Source organism: Hominiventricola aquisgranensis (assembly GCF_040096225.1).
In the GTDB taxonomy this organism is placed as follows: Bacteria; Bacillota; Clostridia; order Lachnospirales; family Lachnospiraceae; genus Hominiventricola; species Hominiventricola aquisgranensis.
In genome coordinates this window covers 80,354-98,021 of the sequence record NZ_JBBMFC010000008.1, presented here as the reverse complement: position 1 = coordinate 98,021, position 17,668 = coordinate 80,354, and the positions used below count along the sequence as shown (strand labels likewise).

Sequence of the window (17,668 nt, the reverse complement as noted above, 5' to 3'; positions counted from 1 at the left end):
AATGTGACAATACAAGAAGGGGAGAAATGCATTTGAATAATTTAAGTGCTTCTGTATTAAGTACAGAAGAGGGTAAGGCAAAATATGATCAGGCAATGCTTAAGGTATTATCTGATAAGCAGGTGCTTGCATGGATTTTGAAGCGCTTTGTGAGTGAATATGAGCATCTGCAGCTAGAGGAAATTGAGACGAAATATATTGAACCGGAGACAATTCTGGTGTCAAAAGTCGGAGTGAACAGAGATTCGTCGGTGATCAAAGGACTTTCGGAGAAGGATTCTTCGCAGAAGGAAGGAACCGTTTATTATGATATCGTTTTTCAGGCTTATTATCCGGGAAATGAGCAGGAAAAGATTGGACTCTATATCAATCTGGAAGCTCAGGCAGATTATTATCCTGGGTATCCGTTGGAAATGAGGGGAATCTATTATGGCGCCAGAAGGTTGAGTTCTCAGTTGAAACAAATCAACAGGGAAACAAACTACGGCTGCCTGCAAAAAGTGTACAGCATCTGGCTCTGTGTAGGCAATGTTCCAGCCTGCGAATCTGACACAGTGACCTTGTATGATATTTCAAAAAATGATATAATTGGTTCAGTAAAAAGAAACAAGGATCTCTATGATCTGATTAACGTAGTGATCATCCGGTTAAATGATGATGCAGTACCTGAAGATGGTACGATGAAGATGTTGCAGACATTGTTCAGTAACCAGATGTCCAAGCAGGAAAAATTACAGACTTTGGAACAACTGGGAATGAGGATGAATGATTCTCTGGAGAAAGGAGTGGACGGAAGTATGAATTTAAGTGATTATGTGGAACTAAAGGGAATCAAAAAAGGAATTGAACAAGGACGACTTGAGGGACGACTTGAGGGACAGCGTGAAGGACGACTTGAGGGACGACTTGAAGGACAGCAGGAGGGATTACAGACTGGAATGAAAACAGGCATCCGCAACATGATCGAGCTATGCCAGGACATGGGAACGACGGAGGCGGATGCACAGTCGCAGATTATCATGCGTTTTCATATTCCAGAAGACGAGGCTATTAAATATATAAAAACTTTTTGGAAGTCAGAGTAGATAATGATTCTGTTGTGAAGAATCAGCAGGAAAAGTAAAAAATACCGAGTTAATAGAGAGTCAGTCATGAAGGACTGGCTCTTTTTGTGTTAGAGCGCCAGGGTATGGATTTTCATGAGATTTTCATAGATTACTATTTGTTGTATCTATATTAGTTTTGCGTTGCAATAGATTCCCGGAAAAATATTCCAAGGGAACATAATCTGACAAACTCTGCATTTTTCATGTGCTATGCTTAAGAAACTTACAGAAGAGAAGGAGAATAGAACATGGAGAATAGATAGGAGAATGCGGAATGAGGAGGAACTTGAAGAGATTGCTGGCACTGGCAATGGTGCTGGCGCTGATACTCTCGGGATTGTGTGACAGCAGGTTCCAGGTGCTGGCGCAGGAAAGTACAGAAGCTGAGACAGAAGTTTTGGAGGAACAGGATTCAGCCGAAGAAGAGCAGAAAGAGGACGAGGCATCGGAGGTGGTAGAAGAGCCGGAAATCGCAGATGTGGTAGAAGAGCCAGAAATCGCAGATGTGGTGGAAGAGCCAGAAATCGCAGAAGAATTGGAAGCAACCAGGGAGACTGCTGATTCTGGGCAAGCAGCAGGACCTGACGTAGTGGAAGCTTCTGAAGGAGCTGAAGAGTCAGAGGAAGCAGTTCTGAATGAGGCAGCACAGGCTTCTTCGTACGAAGAGGTGAAGACAGATGCGAAAACTGATGAGCAGACAGACACTCAGGCCAGCTCTCCGATGCGGATCGTGCGGCCAGGCGATGCAGTCGTCCACACCTACACTTTTTATGATGAGGACGGAACGACAGAACTTGATCAGCAGATCCTGTCTGTTGGTGAGACTCTGAATGAGCCGGAGACACCGGAAAAGGAACATGCCAGATTTGTCGGATGGTATACGGACGTGACGGAGGGAGAAGTGTTCGATGCATTTGGTGAAGAAGGAGAACTGACAGAGAGTATAGAAACTGTTCTTTATGCAAGATACGAGACCGTATTCTATGTATATTACATGGATGAGAAACATGAGAAAGTGATCTTCACGCAGACTTACCATGAGGATGGAGAGAAGGTTGTGGTAGCGGATGTTCCGTTTGTCACCAGTGACACAGAAGCCGCCCTGATCGGCTGGTCCACAGACTTGAAGGAAGATCCGGATACTTTTGCTGGAACAAAGGATTTGGCCATCGAAGGCGATGACCTGACGCTTTATCCGGTAGTGGCAAAGGCACACTGGATCACATTTAAGTCTGATGGCGGCAGTGTGACAGAGCCTGTATTTGTGAGAACAGGAGAGACCACCACAAAGCCGGAAGATCCAGTTCGTGCAGGATATGCATTTGCGGGCTGGTATGAAGATGAAGCATGCACGAAAGCATTTCCTTTTGGAGGAGAGTTGTCTGCCAATGTAACTCTCTATGCAAAATGGGATGCAGTTCTGGTCAACTACACGGTACTGTACTGGCAGGAAAATGCAGACGATGACGGATACTCTCTGAAAGAGTCAGAAGTCAGACAGGGATTGACGGGAGAGTTGACAGAAGCATCCGCATCAAAAAGCTATAAGGGTTTCAGTGCAAGTACGAGAAAACTGGTCGTTCAGCAGACGATTGCCGGGGATGGTTCTACGGTAGTGCATGTGTATTATGACCGGAATATCTACACAGTGAAATTCATGCGGAATGGAAGGGCAATTGAAGAACTGACCATCACAGCGAAATATGGTGCAAATATCAGTGGTCAGTGGCCAAGCCGTAGAAAAGATCTTGACAATACGTATCCAAGTAACTGGAGAATATCAAGAAATGGAGACAAGTATCAGAGCGGTATTGCGACCATGCCGATACCCGGTGATGCAGCTAATCCCAATGTATTCTATTATGTGGATCAGAACGGAAATTATACCATAGAGACACGTTTTTATCTGGAGGGGCTGGATGGTAACTATGTACTGGATCACACAGATTCCTTTCGGTCACGTAACAGAGACTGGACAACTACCGATAATGACTATTATCCCATCAAAGGATTTACAGTAAGAATGAGTGGTGATCCATCCAGTCCCCGGATCGGGTCTGGAGTGACAACATTTGACTGGAGAGAAAATATCTACGGCTGGAATTTTTATTACTCCAGAAATTCCTATGCGATCCATTTCTATGATGGGGAAAATGAGCTGACCAGCAAGACCTTCAAGTATCAGGCAGACATCAGTGGAGCTGATTTTACGCCACAGCCGCCAACAGGCAAGGAAGATTATGTGTTCCAGGGATGGTATGACAATGAATTACTGGAAGGAACCGCCTATTCCTTTGAAGGAAAAACCATGCCGGCTGGAGATTTTCCATTGTATGCCAAATGGACAGAGCCGGTCTATGAGGTAAGTTTTGACCTGAATGGAGCGGATCTTGCTGCACAGGCTGACCCAGATGCTTATGATGATCAGCAGGTGAAAAAAGGAGAGATTGTTACACGACCAGCAGATCCGGTGCGGGAAGGCTATACCTTTGCCGGATGGACCAGAGCAGATTCTCCCTTCCATTTTGGAACCGGGATCACAGCAGATACGACTCTGAAAGCCAGATGGATCAGCAACAGCCGGTTTAAACTGACTTATGATCCGGGAGCAGGTGTCGGCGATCCAGTGACTGATTCCAGATTATATGCAGATGGAGCAAAAGCTTCTCTGTGGGAGTGCCCGAAAGGCTGGCAGGCTTCGCAGGAGCATTATGGTTTCCTTTACTGGAATACCAGAGCTGATGGAAGTGGACGCTCTTATTACCCATCAGATTCGTTTACAATGCCTGCCGATGATGTGACATTGTACGCACAGTGGGCATTGATCCGGGAGACTTCATTGACTTATGTTTATAATTATGAAGGCGCACCAGATCCGATCGCAGTTCCAATCGAGACACCTAACGCCCTGTATGCGATTGAGGAAAATGATCCGGAGAGGACAGGATATCGGTTCATCGGCTGGACAATCGATCAGGCAGGAAATGGAACGCTCTATCAGAAAGGTGATAAGATCCGGGTCGATACGTTGAACGAGGAGACGAACAAGCTCTATGCTCAGTGGGAGATCGAAATTAAGCCGCCTACCGGTCTTGCGACAGAGACGATGCCATTTGTATGGATGTTGGTGCTGGCAGGAATGACAGTCGTTCTGGAATTGACAGAGCGGAAAAAAGACAGATAAAGGGAGAGATAGAGGCATAGCAAGTGGAGGAAAGAAAAAGGCTGATTGCAGAAATACATGCATTTCTTGTAAAAGCGGCGATCATGGCTGTGACCCTGTGGGTGATCTTTGGTGTTGTATTCGGAGTTATGCCCATGAAGGATCAGTCCATGATGCCGAAGCTGGCAGCCGGAGATCTATTGTTGTATTACCGTCTGGATCGCACGCCTGGAGACAGAGAAGTAGTGGTGTTTGAAAAAGAAGGCAAGACCCATGTGGGAAGAGTGGTTGCCAGAGGTGGGGATACGGTAGAAATCCGGGAAGATACATTGCTTCAGATCAACGGAAATGCCATTGTGGAAAATGAGATCTATTATTCGACAGAACCATATGAGGAGGGAATCAAGTATCCTGTCACACTTACTGATGAGGAAGTGTTTATCCTGTGTGATTATCGGGAAGGCGCAAAAGACAGCCGGTATTTCGGACCGGTAACGAAGAAGGAATTAAAGGGAACGGTGATCACGGCAATTCGAAGATCAGGGATCTAGGGAGAATCGAGTGCACCGGCATCAGTAACAGGAAAGAGAGGATCATTGAGAATGAAAAGAGGAAATATTTCCAGAAAAGTGGCGGCTTCTGTGATGACGGGAGCAATGATGGTATCCATGGCAGGTATGAGTGTATGTGCAGCGCCGATCGTTGGTGATGGCAATCATGCTATAGAAGCAGTGCCTGTTCAGAAGACAGTGGCTACGGATGGACATACTTACGCACCGGATACATCCTTTAGCTTCCGAGTGGCAAATGGCGGAGAAGGAACCTTTGAGGGCAATGTGGTCAGCGCCGGTGTGACAGGCGGACTGGCAGCAGATGAGAATGCCGTATTTACACCGTCGGGAACAACTCCTTTGGCTTCTTATACAGCGCATGGAAGTCTGGCAGTTGATGGCAGTGTATTTACCTCTCCGGGAGTATACCATTATCTGGTAACAGAGGCATCTGGTGATTATGAAGGGATGGACTATGATAACAGCACCTATGATGTATATCTATATGTGTACAATTCCAATAACGGACTCTATGTGGGAAATGCAGTCTCAGTGAAAAATAGAGACAAAGCTGATCTTGCATTTACCAACGATTATGGAGCCAGAGAGGATAATGACAGTACCCATGATATCACTGTGATCAAAGAGGTTACCGGAACTATGGGAAATAAAGCAAGCCAGGAATTTCAGTTTGCAGTGTCTGTGGATGGCGGAGAAGGTGAATGGTATCAGGTGCTGGTAAAAGAGACAGCTGATGCAGCCGCAGTTGAATATCATGTAGTGAGCGGCGCACAGGCAACCAGCTATTCCATCAAACATGGCGGTTCCATTCAGGTTCTGGGGCTCAGTGAGTCTGACCAGTACAGTATCATTGAGGACGATTACAGCAGTCTTGGATATACAACAACCAATAAGAGCAATATTGGAACGCTGACTGCAGATGGAACAACGATTACAGTAACCAACCATAAAGATGCGGCTTCTCCGACGGGTTTGGTAACTACTGTTGTACCATATGCGCTGATGCTTGGCATGGCTGGTTCTCTTGGCGCATTATTCCTCCGCAAAAAACAGCGTCCGGAAGAATAACTATTGCAGATCACACTCAGACTGGTAAGGCTGGGAGACAGATTGTTAAGTATTCTGGCAGGTTTTCTGATTCTGGTCATGTTTCTCTATGGCGGTTATTCCCTGTGGGATACCGCCAGAATCTATGGAAATGCGGCTGTGGGAGAAGAGCTTCTGAAATATAAACCCACTTCGGAGACGGAGGGAGAACATCTTTCGCTGCAGGAACTGGCTTTAATCAATCCAGATACCCGGGGATGGCTGACGATCCCGGATACGCATATTGATTATCCGGTGCTCCAGGGGAATGATGATATGGAATACATCAATAAAGATGTGTTTGGTGAGTTCTCTCTGTCGGGATCCTTATTCCTGTCCTGTCGTAACAGTTCTGATTTTTCCGATGGATACAGCCTGATTTATGGACACCATATGGATCATGGAGGAATGTTCGGAGATGTGGTGGAATATACGGATATATCGTATTTTGAAAAGCATATGGAAGGCTGGTTGTATCTTGCGGATGCAACCTATCAGATCCAGATGTTTGCCTGTGTGGAGACCGATGCATATGACAGCATGATCTATGGATGCGGAGCGGATACAGATCTGAATAAACTGCTTTCTTATATTGAAGAACATGCAGTTGTTTATAAGAATACGACAACAGATAGACCGGCGCAGGTGATCGGCCTGTCCACCTGTGCAGATGCAAGGACCAATGGCCGTGTGATCGTGTTCGGACGGTTGGAGAAAATAAGTTGAACACAAGAAGGAGGTAGATATGATGAGGATGCAAATGATGCGGAAGCTTCGGTGCCTGGCATGGTTTCCTTGCCTGCTTGCATTCCTTTTGCTGCCGGGATCTGTACATGCGAAGGAATATGCATGTGATGTGACCATACCGGCAACGGTGCAGGTGAGCGGAGACAGGATTCCGTCAGGGGAAGTCTATGAAGTGGTTATGGAAGCCATCACCAAAGATGCACCTGTAGCGGAGAACATGACACAGAAGGTGCTGAATAGTGGAACGGTTTCCTTTGGACAGATCCATTATACAGTACCAGGAGACTATCAGTATAAGATTTATCAGAAAAGCGGAAGCACTGACCGGTTCACCTATGATAAGACGGTCTATACAGTGACCGTCCGGGTGCAGAATGATGCGGAAGGCGGCCTTACAGCAGAGCTGTGGGCAGTCAAGGAAGGAACCACGATGAAAAATGATGCGGTTCAGTTCCAGAACCATTACGATGCACCGAGAAACAACGGAGGTGGAAGCAGTCATCATCATAGAACAGAAGAAACTGTGACATATACAACGGTAATCCAGCAGCCACCGGCTGCAATTGGGGCACCGCGTACCGGAGATGCTCAGCAACCGCTTCTGTGGGGTGCACTGATCCTGCTTACTTTGAGTGGAAGTATGATAATAGTTGGAAAAATGAAAAAATATTATTGTTAAATAAGGACAGCTTTTCATGCCATTAAGCAGCATGAGAAGCTGTTTTGATTTTGATAATTGAATAAAGGCTTTACGCTATGGTATAATACCGTTCAAAAGATAGTTTAGAGCAAGGAGACAACACATTGACATTAGAGGAGATCAGACAGGAAGTTCAGAATGCAAGTCTGGTGCTTGTGGGGCTTGGTGAAGAACTGACCGGAGATATGGCGGCATTTTACCAGGAGCTAAAAGGACTGCTGGAACATAAGGACTATTTTATTGTGACACTGAAGGACAGAGAAAGACTGGAAGCAGCAGGGCTTGCACCGGAACAGATCACGGCGCCGCTTGTGGATCCAGAGGGACATGAAAGCTGGGAGAAATATCTTCACTGGCTGTCATTCACCTTGAACCAGAAGCTCTGTGTACTGGAGCTGGGCGTTGGATTCGCACATCCACAGCTTGTGCGTTTTCCCTTTGAGAAGACGGCTTATTTTAATAAAAAATCAAGATATATCAGAGTCAGCGGAAAATTTCCACAGCTTTCAGAGGAGATCGCTGACAGAGGAACATCTGTGAAGGAAGATCCGGTAAAATTATTTACCGCTAATTAGACACACAAGAGGAGGCAGCTTATGATTGGAATTATCGACTACGATGCAGGCAATATCCGCAGTGTGGAAAAGGCCATGAAGTATTTAGGACAGGATGTCTGCATCACAAGAGACAGAGATACCCTTCTTCGGGCAGACAAAGTGATCCTGCCGGGAGTGGGATCGTTTGGAGACGCTATGAACCATCTTCAGGAATACGGACTGGTAGATGTGATCCATGAGCTGACAGAACTTGAGAAACCATTTCTTGGAATCTGTCTGGGGCTGCAGCTTTTATTTGAACGAAGCGAGGAAAGTCCGGGGGTGGAAGGCCTGGGAATCCTCAAAGGCGAGATTCTGAAGATCCCGGAGACAGAAGGCTTAAAGATCCCGCATATGGGATGGAATTCCCTGACGTTTCAGAATCAGGGCAGATTATTCAAAGGTCTGGAAGAGCATCCGTATGTTTATTTTGTACACTCCTATTATCTGAAAGCTGAAGAGGAGAGCATCGTAAAAGCAACGACGCAGTATGGAGTTACGATCCATGCGTCTGTGGAGAAGGGCAATGTATTTGCCTGCCAGTTCCATCCTGAGAAGAGTTCCCGGGCGGGACTTCAGATGCTGAAAAATTTTGCCGAACTGTAAGGAGGAGTGGCCAGATGTTTACAAAGAGAATCATTCCCTGTCTGGATGTCAATAACGGACGTGTGGTAAAGGGTGTTAATTTTGTTAATTTAAGAGATGCAGGAGACCCGGTGGCGGTAGCGGCAGCTTACGACAAGGCAGGCGCCGATGAAGTAGTATTTCTGGATATTACCGCTTCCTCTGATGCAAGAAATACCGTTGTTGATATGGTGCGCCGGGTGGCAGAGACAGTATTTATTCCGTTTACTGTAGGCGGTGGTATCCGCACAGTCGAGGACTTTAAAGTGCTGTTAAGAGAAGGTGCGGACAAGATCTCGGTCAACTCTGCAGCCATCATGCGGCCGGAACTGATCAGCGAGGCAGCAGATAAGTTTGGAAGCCAGTGTGTAGTTGTAGCTATTGATGCCAAACGTCGTGCAGACGGCAGTGGCTGGAATATTTACAAAAATGGCGGCCGGGTAGATATGGGGATGGATGCAGTGGAATGGGCCATGAAGGTCTGTGAGCTTGGAGCAGGAGAGATCCTTCTGACCAGTATGGACTGTGATGGAACCAAGGCAGGATATGATATAGAACTGACCAGAACCATTGCAGAGAATGTGTCAGTTCCGGTCATTGCCTCCGGTGGAGCTGGAACACTGGAACATTTTAGAGAAGCACTGACTGATGGAAAAGCAGATGCAGCTCTGGCAGCATCCTTGTTCCATTACAAGGAACTGGAAATCCGTCAGGTGAAAGAATATCTCCGCGACAACGGAATCTCGGTACGTTTATAGAAAGAATCACAAGAGAAAAGAGGAACTGACATGGGAGCAATATCCAATGACTGGCTGGAGCCTTTAAGCCCGGAATTTAAAAAGCCTTATTATGCGAGATTATATAAGACAGTGAAGGAAGAGTACAGCACTCATGAGATCTTTCCGCCTGCCGATGATATATTCAATGCCTTTGATTTTACGCCGCTGTCCCAGGTGAAAGTGGTGATCTTAGGCCAGGATCCTTATCATAATAATGGACAGGCTCATGGACTTTGCTTTTCTGTGAAGCCGGATGTGGAGATTCCGCCATCGCTTGTCAATATTTATAAGGAGCTGCACGATGACTGCGGCTGCTATATTCCTAATAATGGTTATCTGGAAAAATGGGCAAGAGAAGGCGTTATGCTTCTGAACACGGTATTGACTGTCCGTGCTCATCAGGCCAATTCCCACAGAGGCATCGGCTGGGAAGAATTCACCGATGCGGCTATCCGTGTGCTCAATGAGCAGGACAGACCTATGGTATTTATGCTCTGGGGAAGACCGGCACAGATGAAGAGATCCATGTTGAACAATCCGAAGCATCTGATTCTGGAAGCACCCCATCCCAGTCCACTGTCTGCGTACCGCGGTTTCTTTGGATGCAAGCATTTCAGTAAGGCGAATGAATTCCTGAAAGAACATGGTATGGAGCCTATTGACTGGCAAATTGAGAATCAATAACAAAAAGGAATGGATTTAGTATTGATATTTTTTTAACGTTATGTTATTTTATTAACAATGAGTTGCCCGGTCACTCGGGCAATTTTTTTAAAGTAATTTGTTAAAAAAATAACAAAAATGTCTTACTTGAAAGGAGTACCTATGAGCAGAAAGATTACCATCATTGGAGCAGGAAGTGTAGGATCTACGATTGCATATTCTCTGTCCCAGGAAGAACTGGCATCCCAGATCGTTATGATCGACATCAACAAGGACAAAGCAGAGGGCGAGGTTATGGATATTGAACAGGGAACCTGTTTCCGTGAGCCTATCTCGATCATCGCCGGTGATTATCCGGATGCCAAGGATTCTGACATTGTGATCATTACTTCCGGAATCGCAAGAAAGCCAGGACAGACCCGTATTGATCTGGCACAGACGAATGTTAATATCTTAAAGAGCATTACCCCTCAGATTGTTAAAGAAGCACCCAATGCATTATATGTGATCGTAAGTAATCCGGTGGATATCATGACTTATGTATTTACGAAGATCTCCGGTCTGCCTGAGCGTCAGATCATCGGTTCTGGTACGATCCTGGATACAGCAAGACTTCGCTGCGGATTATCTGAAAAGCTTCAGGTGGCACAGAAAAATATTCATGCTTATGTATTTGGTGAGCATGGCGATACTTCTTTCATTCCCTGGACAGGTGTCTATGTTTCCGGTATCCATGTGGATGAGTACGTAAATGTGGCGCAGCATATGGGTAAAGACGTACAGCCTATCGATAAAGACGAGATGAGCGAGTATGTACGGAAATCCGGCGGTATCGTGATCGCGAAGAAGGGAGCTACCTTCTATGCCGTATCCAGATCCGTATGTCAGCTCTGCAAGACCCTGCTGGCATCTTCAGAGACCGTTGTGACGGTATCTTCCATGATGCATGGAGAGTATGGTGTGGAAGACGTATGTTTAAGTACACTGACGCTGGTTGGACCGAAGGGTATCAGCGGTAAGATTCCTATGAGAATGAACAAAGAAGAGACAAAGAAACTTCAGGCCAGTGCAGAAGCACTGAAATCTGTGATCGCACAGATCAACCTGTAAAATTATTTTTACGAGACAAAGAAAGGATCATCAGGCTATGAAATACAGTTATTATCCGGGCTGTACTCTGAAGAACAAAGCCAGAGATCTTGACGCTTATGCAAGAGCTTCTGCGGAGGCTCTTGGATTTGAGATGGAAGAGATCGAAGACTGGCAGTGCTGCGGCGGTGTATATCCGCTGGGCAGCGATGAGATCGCAACCAAGCTTGCATCCATCCGTGCACTTCAGGCTGCCAAAGAAAAAGGACAGGAACTGATCACCGTCTGTTCCGCCTGTCATCATGTGTTGAAGAGAGTCAACGATGATATGAAGCATGTGGAGGATATTCAGGCCAGAGCCAACAACTATCTGAAGCTGGAAGAGCCCTACAAGGGAGAGACCAATGTGCTCCACTATCTGGAAGTACTCCGTGACCGGGTCGGATTCGATATGATCAAAGAAAAAGTGACCCATCCGCTGACAGGCAAAAAAATAGGTGCTTATTATGGATGTCTGCTGCTCCGTCCTGGAAAAGTTCTGGAATTTGACAATCCGGAAAATCCGAAGATCATGGAAGATTTTATCCGGGCACTGGGAGCAGAGCCGGTCATTTATCCATATCGGAATGAGTGCTGCGGCGGTTACATTTCATTGAAAGAAAAAGACATGGCAAAGAACATGTGCAACAAGATCGTAGAAAGTGCGGAAGGATTTGGAGCAGACATGCTGATTACCGCCTGTCCCCTTTGCATGTATAACCTGAATAAAAATACCGCAGGAGATCTTCCGATTTATTATTTCACAGAGCTTCTGGCAGAAGCCCTTGGTGTGAAAGAGGAGGTAGACAACGCATGAATACAGTAAGCTCACAGGCTGAAAAGATCAAGGAGATCAGCGGCGTGAATCCGCTGAAATGTATGAAATGCGGAAAATGCTCGGCGTCCTGTCCGGCATTTGACGAGATGGATATCAAACCGCATCAGTTTGTCTCCTATGTGCAGAATGAAAATATTGAAGCACTGGTACAATCGAAATCTCTGTGGAAATGTCTCTCCTGCTTCGCGTGTGTAGAGCGTTGTCCGAGAGATGTGAAACCAGGAAAACTGATCGATGCAGCAAGACAGCTGGTGATTCGTCAGCGTGGACAGAACTATCTGACCGCAGATGAGATCCCGGAACTGTTGGATGAAGAACTGCCGCAGCAGCTTCTTGTCAGTGCGTTCAGAAGATACAGGAGGTGACCCGATGCAGAGAATCGGAGTATTTGTCTGTCATTGCGGCAGTAATATCGCTGCAACGGTAGATGTGAAAAAAGTAGTAGAAATGGTTCAGCAGGAGCCAGGTGTAGTTCATGCAGAGGACTATCAGTATATGTGCTCAGAAGCTGGTCAGGCAAAGATCGCTGCAGCTATCAAAGAAAAGCATCTGACAGGAATGGTTGTCTGTTCCTGCTCACCCCGTATGCATGAGACCACCTTCAGAAATGCAGCAAAGAAGGCGGGCTTAAACCCGTATATGGTAGAGATTGCCAATATCCGTGAGCATTGTTCCTGGATCCATAAGGATATGGAAGAGGCAACCAAGAAGGCAGTGATCCTGGCGCGTGCTGCCATTGCAAAAGTCAATTTGAATGCACCGCTGACACCGGGAGAGAGTCAGGTCACTAAGAGAGCTCTGGTCATCGGAGGCGGTATCGCCGGTATTCAGACAGCACTGGATATTGCAGATGCTGGATATGAAGTGGATATTGTGGAGAAGACGCCAAGTATCGGAGGAAGAATGTCACAGCTTGACAAGACATTCCCGACACTGGACTGTTCTGCATGTATTCTCACTCCGAAGATGGTAGATGCAGCATCCAATGAAAAGATCACGATCTATACATATAGTGAAGTAGAAAAAGTCAGTGGATTTGTTGGTGATTTTACAGTAGATATCCGTAAAAAAGCAAGAAGCGTGGATATGGACAAATGTACCGGATGTGGTGTCTGTCAGGAAAAATGTCCGTCCAAGAAGATCCCGAGTGAATTTAACAGAGGTCTGGGAAACCGTACAGCGATCTACACTCCATTTGCACAGGCAATTCCCAATGTACCGGTTATTGATCGCGAAAACTGTATCAAATTTAAAACCGGAAAATGTGGTGTATGTTCAAAAGTATGTCAGGCCGGAGCTATTGACTATGACCAGCAGGATGAGATCATTACACAGAAATATGGAGCAATCGTAGTTGCTACTGGTTTTGATGTGATCAAGCTTGACAATTATGATGAATATGCATACAGCCAGAGTAAAGACGTCATTACCTCTCTGGAGCTGGAGCGTATTATGAATGCGGCAGGACCGACCAAAGGACATCTGGAGCGCCTGTCCGATGGAAAAGCACCAAAAGAGATGGTATTCATCCAGTGTGTTGGAAGCCGTTGTGCGGATGACAGAGGAAAGAGCTACTGTTCCAAGATCTGTTGTATGTACACCGCCAAGCATGCTATGTTGATCCGTGATAAATACCCGGATGTAAATGTGACGGTATTTTATATTGATGTGCGTACACCTGGTAAGAACTTTGATGAGTTCTACAGAAGAGCCGTAGAGCAGTATGGTGTGAATTACATCAAAGGACAGGTAGGCAAAGTGATCCCGCAGCCGGATGGAAAGCTTCTGGTGCAGGGCGTGGATCTGCTAGACAATAAGCAGATCAAAAAAGAAGCCGACATGGTCGTCCTGGCAGCTGCCATAGAGCCTAATCCGGATGTAAGAAAGATCGCAACCATGCTGACTGCCAGCATTGATACCAATAATTTCCTGACAGAAGCCCATGCAAAGCTTCGTCCGGTAGAGTCACCGACTGCAGGAATCTTCCTGTCCGGTGTATGTCAGGGACCAAAGGATATTCCTGAGACCGTTGCACAGGCAGGTGCCGCAGCAGTCAAAGTTATCGGATTGCTTGCAAAAGATAAGCTGACTACCAATCCGTGTACCGCACAGTCAGATGAGCTGTTGTGTAATGGATGTTCGACCTGTGCAAATGTATGTCCTTATGGAGCTATTTCCTATGAGGATCATCAGGTCAACGATCATGGTATCCGTGAGACCAGAAGAGTGGCAGTGGTAAATGGAGCACTTTGTCAGGGCTGTGGTGCATGTACGGTTGCATGTCCGTCCGGAGCCATGGATCTGAAGGGATTCTCCAACAGACAGATTATCGCGGAGGTAGATGCAATATGTCGATAGAAAACAACGAAACAACATTCAGACCTAAGATCGTTGCTTTCTGCTGTAACTGGTGCAGTTATGCAGGAGCTGATCTGGCAGGAAGCAGCAGACTTTCCTATCCGGCAGATGTGAAGATCATCCGCGTTCCCTGTTCCTGCCGTGTAAATCCGATGTTTATTCTCCGTGCTTTCGAAAAAGGAGCAGACGGAGTGATCCTGTGCGGCTGTCATCCAGGAGATTGTCATTATTCAACTGGTAACTTCTATGCAAGACGCCGTATGACATTACTGTTTTCCATGCTGGATTTCATCGGAGTGGAAAATGGCCGTACCCGTGTAGAATGGGTATCTGCAGCAGAGGGTGTAAAATTCTCACAGACTATGAATGAATTTGTAGAGAAGATCACATCTCTTGGCAGAAATGTGAGATTGGAGGATTTACGATGCAGGAACTGATAAAGAGGGCAAAAGAGCTGCTTGCTGATGGAACTGTGGCAAGAGTGCTTGGCTGGAAAGCCGGAGATATGCCCTGGAATCCGGAACCGGCATATTTTGAGACCGAAGAAAGTCTGAAAGAGTTTGTATACGACGGATTCTGCGGAGCGAATTTAAGTAAATATATGATCGAGGCTTCTAAACTGGATGGAAAGACACTGGTCTGCCTGAAGCCGTGCGATACCTATAGTTTTAACCAGTTGATAAAAGAACACAGAGTAGATCGTGAAAAAGCATATATTATTGGTGTGGGCTGCAGAGGTAAGCTTGATATCGAAAAGATCCGTGAGACAGGCATCAAGGGTATCACAGATATCAAAGGTGCCCAGATTGAAAATGAGGCAGACACACTGACGGTGGAAACCCTGTATGGAGAGAAAACAGTAGAATATAAGGATGCCATGTTATCCCGCTGTCATGTGTGCAAGGGAAAAGAGCACAAGATCTACGATGAACTGATCGGTGAGTCCAGAGAGACCAAGGATGCAGACCGTTTTGCAGAGGTAGAGATGATTGAGGCCATGAGCCCGGAAGAGAGATTTGCATTTTTCCAGAAAGAACTGAGCAAATGTATCCGCTGCAATGCATGCCGAAATGTCTGCCCGGCCTGCAGCTGCAGAAAATGTGTGTTTGACAGCACAAAATTTGACAGTGCCCAGAAAGCAAACAGTGATTCTTTTGAAGAAAAGATGTTTCACATTATCCGTGCCTTCCATGTGGCAGGCCGGTGTACAGATTGTGGAGAGTGCAGCCGTGTCTGTCCGCAGGGAATTCCGCTGCACCTGTTCAATCGGAAATTTATCAAAGATATTGATCAGTTTTACGGCGAGTATCAGGCCGGTGAAGATACTGACAGCAAAGGCCCGCTGACCAACTATACATTTGATGATGTGGAACCCAGCATTGTGGGAGAAAGGGGATAATGGATGTACAAGATTAAAAAAGAAGATCTGACGGCATTATTCCGTGCCATTGCCGCAGAGCAGGAACTGTATGTGCCGGTGAAAACCGCTGGAAAAGTAAATTTTGGCTCCTGGTCCGAGGATGCCGAGGTAGATATTGATACATTAAAAAGCGTAAAGTCTCCGAAAGATGTTTTCTTCCCCCAGAGTGAAAATCTCTATACTTGTGAACGGGAAGGACGCAAGCTCAAAGTCGAGCCGGAAGCGTTAAAAGAGCAGAAATTTACCGTATTTGGCATGAGAGCCTGTGATGTACAGGGTGTGAAGGTGCTGGATCAGGTGTTTTTAGCAGATCCGGTGGACAGCTTTTATGCAGCAAGAAGAGAGCATGGAACCATGGTGGCGATTGCCTGTCATGAGCCGGAGGAAAGCTGTTTTTGCAAGGTATTTGGTATTGACTGTGCAGAACCGGCTGCAGATGTGGCAGCCTGGTTTGCAGGAGAAGAACTGTACTGGAAAGCCCTGACTGAGAAGGGACAGACATTGACGGAAATTCTGTCAGGACTTTTGACGGATGCAGATACAGAAGACGAGAAGAAGCTTTCTGAAGAACAGACAGCGATCCGTGCGATCGTAGAGAAGCTTCCATACAGCCATCTCTCTTTGGAAGGCTGGGATGGAAATGCAACAGAGACGAGATTCGATTCTCCGCTGTGGGAGGAGCTTTACAAACCTTGTCTGGCTTGTGGTACTTGCACTTTTGTATGTCCGACCTGTCAGTGCTATGATATCAAAGATTATGATACAGGACATGGCGTGAAACGGTTCCGCTGCTGGGATTCCTGTATGTATTCAGATTTCACCATGATGGCACACGGCAACAACCGTACCAGCCAGATGCAGAGATTCCGTCAGCGTTTTATGCACAAGCTGGTGTATTTCCCGGCAAACAATAAGGGCATGTATTCCTGCGTTGGCTGTGGCCGCTGCGTGGAAAAATGTCCGTCTGCCCTGAATATTGTAAAAGTGATCAAAGCATTTGAAAAAGAAGGGGGAGAAAAGGCATGAGCGAATGTACCTGTCATAAAAACTATACAGAAGATGTGCTGATCCCTCAGGTTGGAGTGATCACAGATATCCGTCAGGAGACACCGGATGTAAAGACGTTCCGGGTCAATGCTCCGGAGGGTGGAAAATTATTTGAACATATGCCTGGACAGTGTGCCATGCTGTGTGTACCGGGAGTCAGTGAAGGAATGTTTTCTATTACTTCTTCACCGACCAATAAAGAATATCAGGAGTTCAGTATCAAGAAATGCGGAAGTCTGACAGAGACGCTGCACAGTCTGGAAGTAGGCGATGAGATCACCGTCCGCGGACCCTATGGAAACCATTTTCCGGTGGAGGATAAGTTGAAAGGTAAAAATCTGCTGTTTATCGCCGGAGGTATCGGACTTGCACCACTTCGTTCTGTAATCAATTATGTGCTGGACAACCGGGCAGATTACGGAACCGTTGATATTTTATATGGATCCCGTTCCGCAGATGATCTGGTACAGTTAAAAGAGATCCAGGAAGTCTGGATGAAGGCAGAAAATGTCAATGTATATCTGACTATTGACCGGGAACAGGAAGGCTGGGACGGTCATGTGGGATTTGTTCCGACCTATTTAAAAGAGATTGGATTTGACACGGATAAGACCGCTCTGGTATGTGGACCGCCTATTATGATCAAGTTTGTACTTGCAGGTCTGGAAGAACTTGGATTTTCAAGAGATCAGGTCTATACCACATTGGAGCTTCGTATGAAGTGCGGTGTTGGTAAATGTGGACGCTGCAATATTGGAACCAAATATGTGTGCAAAGACGGCCCGGTATTCCGTTGCGATGAGTTGGATGAGATGCCTGCGGAGTACTAGAGAAAGGATGA

General features: G+C 46.3%; 18 protein-coding genes. All 18 read left to right on the top strand.

Annotation, left to right across the window (positions count from 1 at the left end; translation table 11 throughout):
- The first annotated feature begins 32 nt into the window (after window positions 1-32).
- The 18 genes from WMO62_RS06230 (at window position 33) to WMO62_RS06145 (ending at window position 17,657) form a co-directional block, all read left to right on the top strand.
- Window positions 33-1,085: a hypothetical protein gene (locus WMO62_RS06230; protein ID WP_349144155.1), complete on the top strand. Its 1,053-nt coding sequence runs from the start codon at window positions 33-35 to the stop codon at window positions 1,083-1,085.
- Between the two features lie 295 nt (window positions 1,086-1,380).
- Window positions 1,381-4,290: an InlB B-repeat-containing protein gene (locus WMO62_RS06225; protein WP_349144154.1), complete on the top strand. Its 2,910-nt coding sequence runs from the start codon at window positions 1,381-1,383 to the stop codon at window positions 4,288-4,290.
- 23 nt (window positions 4,291-4,313) lie between these two features.
- Complete coding sequence (gene lepB / locus WMO62_RS06220) at window positions 4,314-4,820, top strand: signal peptidase I (RefSeq protein ID WP_349144153.1); 507 nt, start codon at window positions 4,314-4,316, stop codon at window positions 4,818-4,820.
- A 51-nt stretch (window positions 4,821-4,871) separates the two neighbouring features.
- Window positions 4,872-5,909, top strand: a complete 1,038-nt coding sequence (locus WMO62_RS06215) for a DUF7601 domain-containing protein (protein WP_349144152.1) — start codon at window positions 4,872-4,874, stop codon at window positions 5,907-5,909.
- A gap of 3 nt (window positions 5,910-5,912) precedes the next feature.
- A complete protein-coding gene (gene srtB / locus WMO62_RS06210) occupies window positions 5,913-6,653 on the top strand; it encodes a class B sortase (protein ID WP_349144151.1) in 741 nt (246 codons plus the stop codon).
- A gap of 19 nt (window positions 6,654-6,672) precedes the next feature.
- Entirely contained in the window at window positions 6,673-7,353 is a 681-nt protein-coding gene (locus tag WMO62_RS06205; RefSeq protein WP_349144150.1) for a Spy0128 family protein, read from the top strand.
- A 125-nt stretch (window positions 7,354-7,478) separates the two neighbouring features.
- Window positions 7,479-7,949 carry a hypothetical protein gene (locus WMO62_RS06200; protein WP_349144149.1) on the top strand — a complete coding sequence of 157 codons (471 nt, stop codon included), beginning with the start codon at window positions 7,479-7,481 and terminating at the stop codon, window positions 7,947-7,949.
- Between the two features lie 21 nt (window positions 7,950-7,970).
- Complete coding sequence (hisH, locus tag WMO62_RS06195) at window positions 7,971-8,576, top strand: imidazole glycerol phosphate synthase subunit HisH (protein WP_118440447.1); 606 nt, start codon at window positions 7,971-7,973, stop codon at window positions 8,574-8,576.
- A 14-nt stretch (window positions 8,577-8,590) separates the two neighbouring features.
- A complete protein-coding gene (gene hisF / locus WMO62_RS06190; protein ID WP_147602142.1) occupies window positions 8,591-9,352 on the top strand; it encodes an imidazole glycerol phosphate synthase subunit HisF in 762 nt (253 codons plus the stop codon).
- Between the two features lie 30 nt (window positions 9,353-9,382).
- The gene (ung, locus tag WMO62_RS06185) at window positions 9,383-10,057 is read left to right on the top strand and encodes a uracil-DNA glycosylase (RefSeq protein ID WP_147602143.1); all 675 of its coding nucleotides are present in this window, start codon (window positions 9,383-9,385) and stop codon (window positions 10,055-10,057) included.
- Window positions 10,058-10,198: 141 nt separating this feature from the next.
- Window positions 10,199-11,146: an L-lactate dehydrogenase gene (locus tag WMO62_RS06180; protein ID WP_349144148.1), complete on the top strand. Its 948-nt coding sequence runs from the start codon at window positions 10,199-10,201 to the stop codon at window positions 11,144-11,146.
- A 37-nt stretch (window positions 11,147-11,183) separates the two neighbouring features.
- On the top strand, window positions 11,184-11,981 hold the full coding sequence (locus WMO62_RS06175) for a CoB--CoM heterodisulfide reductase iron-sulfur subunit B family protein (protein WP_349144147.1): 798 nt from the start codon (window positions 11,184-11,186) through the stop codon (window positions 11,979-11,981).
- Window positions 11,978-12,367, top strand: a complete 390-nt coding sequence (locus tag WMO62_RS06170) for a 4Fe-4S dicluster domain-containing protein (protein ID WP_117498305.1) — start codon at window positions 11,978-11,980, stop codon at window positions 12,365-12,367. Before WMO62_RS06175 ends, WMO62_RS06170 begins: the two co-directional genes overlap by 4 nt.
- A gap of 4 nt (window positions 12,368-12,371) precedes the next feature.
- On the top strand, window positions 12,372-14,360 hold the full coding sequence (locus tag WMO62_RS06165) for a CoB--CoM heterodisulfide reductase iron-sulfur subunit A family protein (protein ID WP_117498307.1): 1,989 nt from the start codon (window positions 12,372-12,374) through the stop codon (window positions 14,358-14,360).
- Window positions 14,351-14,797, top strand: coding sequence for a hydrogenase iron-sulfur subunit (locus WMO62_RS06160; RefSeq protein ID WP_117498309.1), 447 nt, complete (start codon window positions 14,351-14,353; stop codon window positions 14,795-14,797). Before WMO62_RS06165 ends, WMO62_RS06160 begins: the two co-directional genes overlap by 10 nt.
- Entirely contained in the window at window positions 14,785-15,759 is a 975-nt protein-coding gene (locus tag WMO62_RS06155; RefSeq protein WP_118440454.1) for a 4Fe-4S dicluster domain-containing protein, read from the top strand. Before WMO62_RS06160 ends, WMO62_RS06155 begins: the two co-directional genes overlap by 13 nt.
- A gap of 3 nt (window positions 15,760-15,762) precedes the next feature.
- Complete coding sequence (locus WMO62_RS06150) at window positions 15,763-16,806, top strand: 4Fe-4S dicluster domain-containing protein (protein ID WP_349144146.1); 1,044 nt, start codon at window positions 15,763-15,765, stop codon at window positions 16,804-16,806.
- Window positions 16,803-17,657, top strand: coding sequence for an FAD/NAD(P)-binding protein (locus tag WMO62_RS06145; protein WP_349144145.1), 855 nt, complete (start codon window positions 16,803-16,805; stop codon window positions 17,655-17,657). The genes WMO62_RS06150 and WMO62_RS06145 overlap by 4 nt, the downstream gene beginning before the upstream one ends.
- Window positions 17,658-17,668 lie beyond the last annotated feature (11 nt).

Excerpts from the sequence above, each read along its gene's own strand:
- WMO62_RS06205 (WP_349144150.1), top strand. The coding sequence starts at position 6,673 with ATGATGAGGATGCAAATGATGCGGAAGCTTCGGTGCCTGGCATGGTTT.
- WMO62_RS06225 (WP_349144154.1), top strand. The coding sequence starts at position 1,381 with ATGAGGAGGAACTTGAAGAGATTGCTGGCACTGGCAATGGTGCTGGCG.
- WMO62_RS06215 (WP_349144152.1), top strand. The coding sequence starts at position 4,872 with ATGAAAAGAGGAAATATTTCCAGAAAAGTGGCGGCTTCTGTGATGACG.
- WMO62_RS06150 (WP_349144146.1), top strand. The coding sequence starts at position 15,763 with ATGTACAAGATTAAAAAAGAAGATCTGACGGCATTATTCCGTGCCATT.
- WMO62_RS06155 (WP_118440454.1), top strand. The coding sequence starts at position 14,785 with ATGCAGGAACTGATAAAGAGGGCAAAAGAGCTGCTTGCTGATGGAACT.
- hisH (WP_118440447.1), top strand. The coding sequence starts at position 7,971 with ATGATTGGAATTATCGACTACGATGCAGGCAATATCCGCAGTGTGGAA.
- ung (WP_147602143.1), top strand. The coding sequence starts at position 9,383 with ATGGGAGCAATATCCAATGACTGGCTGGAGCCTTTAAGCCCGGAATTT.
- WMO62_RS06165 (WP_117498307.1), top strand. The coding sequence starts at position 12,372 with ATGCAGAGAATCGGAGTATTTGTCTGTCATTGCGGCAGTAATATCGCT.
- hisF (WP_147602142.1), top strand. The coding sequence starts at position 8,591 with ATGTTTACAAAGAGAATCATTCCCTGTCTGGATGTCAATAACGGACGT.
- WMO62_RS06145 (WP_349144145.1), top strand. The coding sequence starts at position 16,803 with ATGAGCGAATGTACCTGTCATAAAAACTATACAGAAGATGTGCTGATC.
- WMO62_RS06170 (WP_117498305.1), top strand. The coding sequence starts at position 11,978 with ATGAATACAGTAAGCTCACAGGCTGAAAAGATCAAGGAGATCAGCGGC.
- WMO62_RS06160 (WP_117498309.1), top strand. The coding sequence starts at position 14,351 with ATGTCGATAGAAAACAACGAAACAACATTCAGACCTAAGATCGTTGCT.
- WMO62_RS06180 (WP_349144148.1), top strand. The coding sequence starts at position 10,199 with ATGAGCAGAAAGATTACCATCATTGGAGCAGGAAGTGTAGGATCTACG.
- WMO62_RS06175 (WP_349144147.1), top strand. The coding sequence starts at position 11,184 with ATGAAATACAGTTATTATCCGGGCTGTACTCTGAAGAACAAAGCCAGA.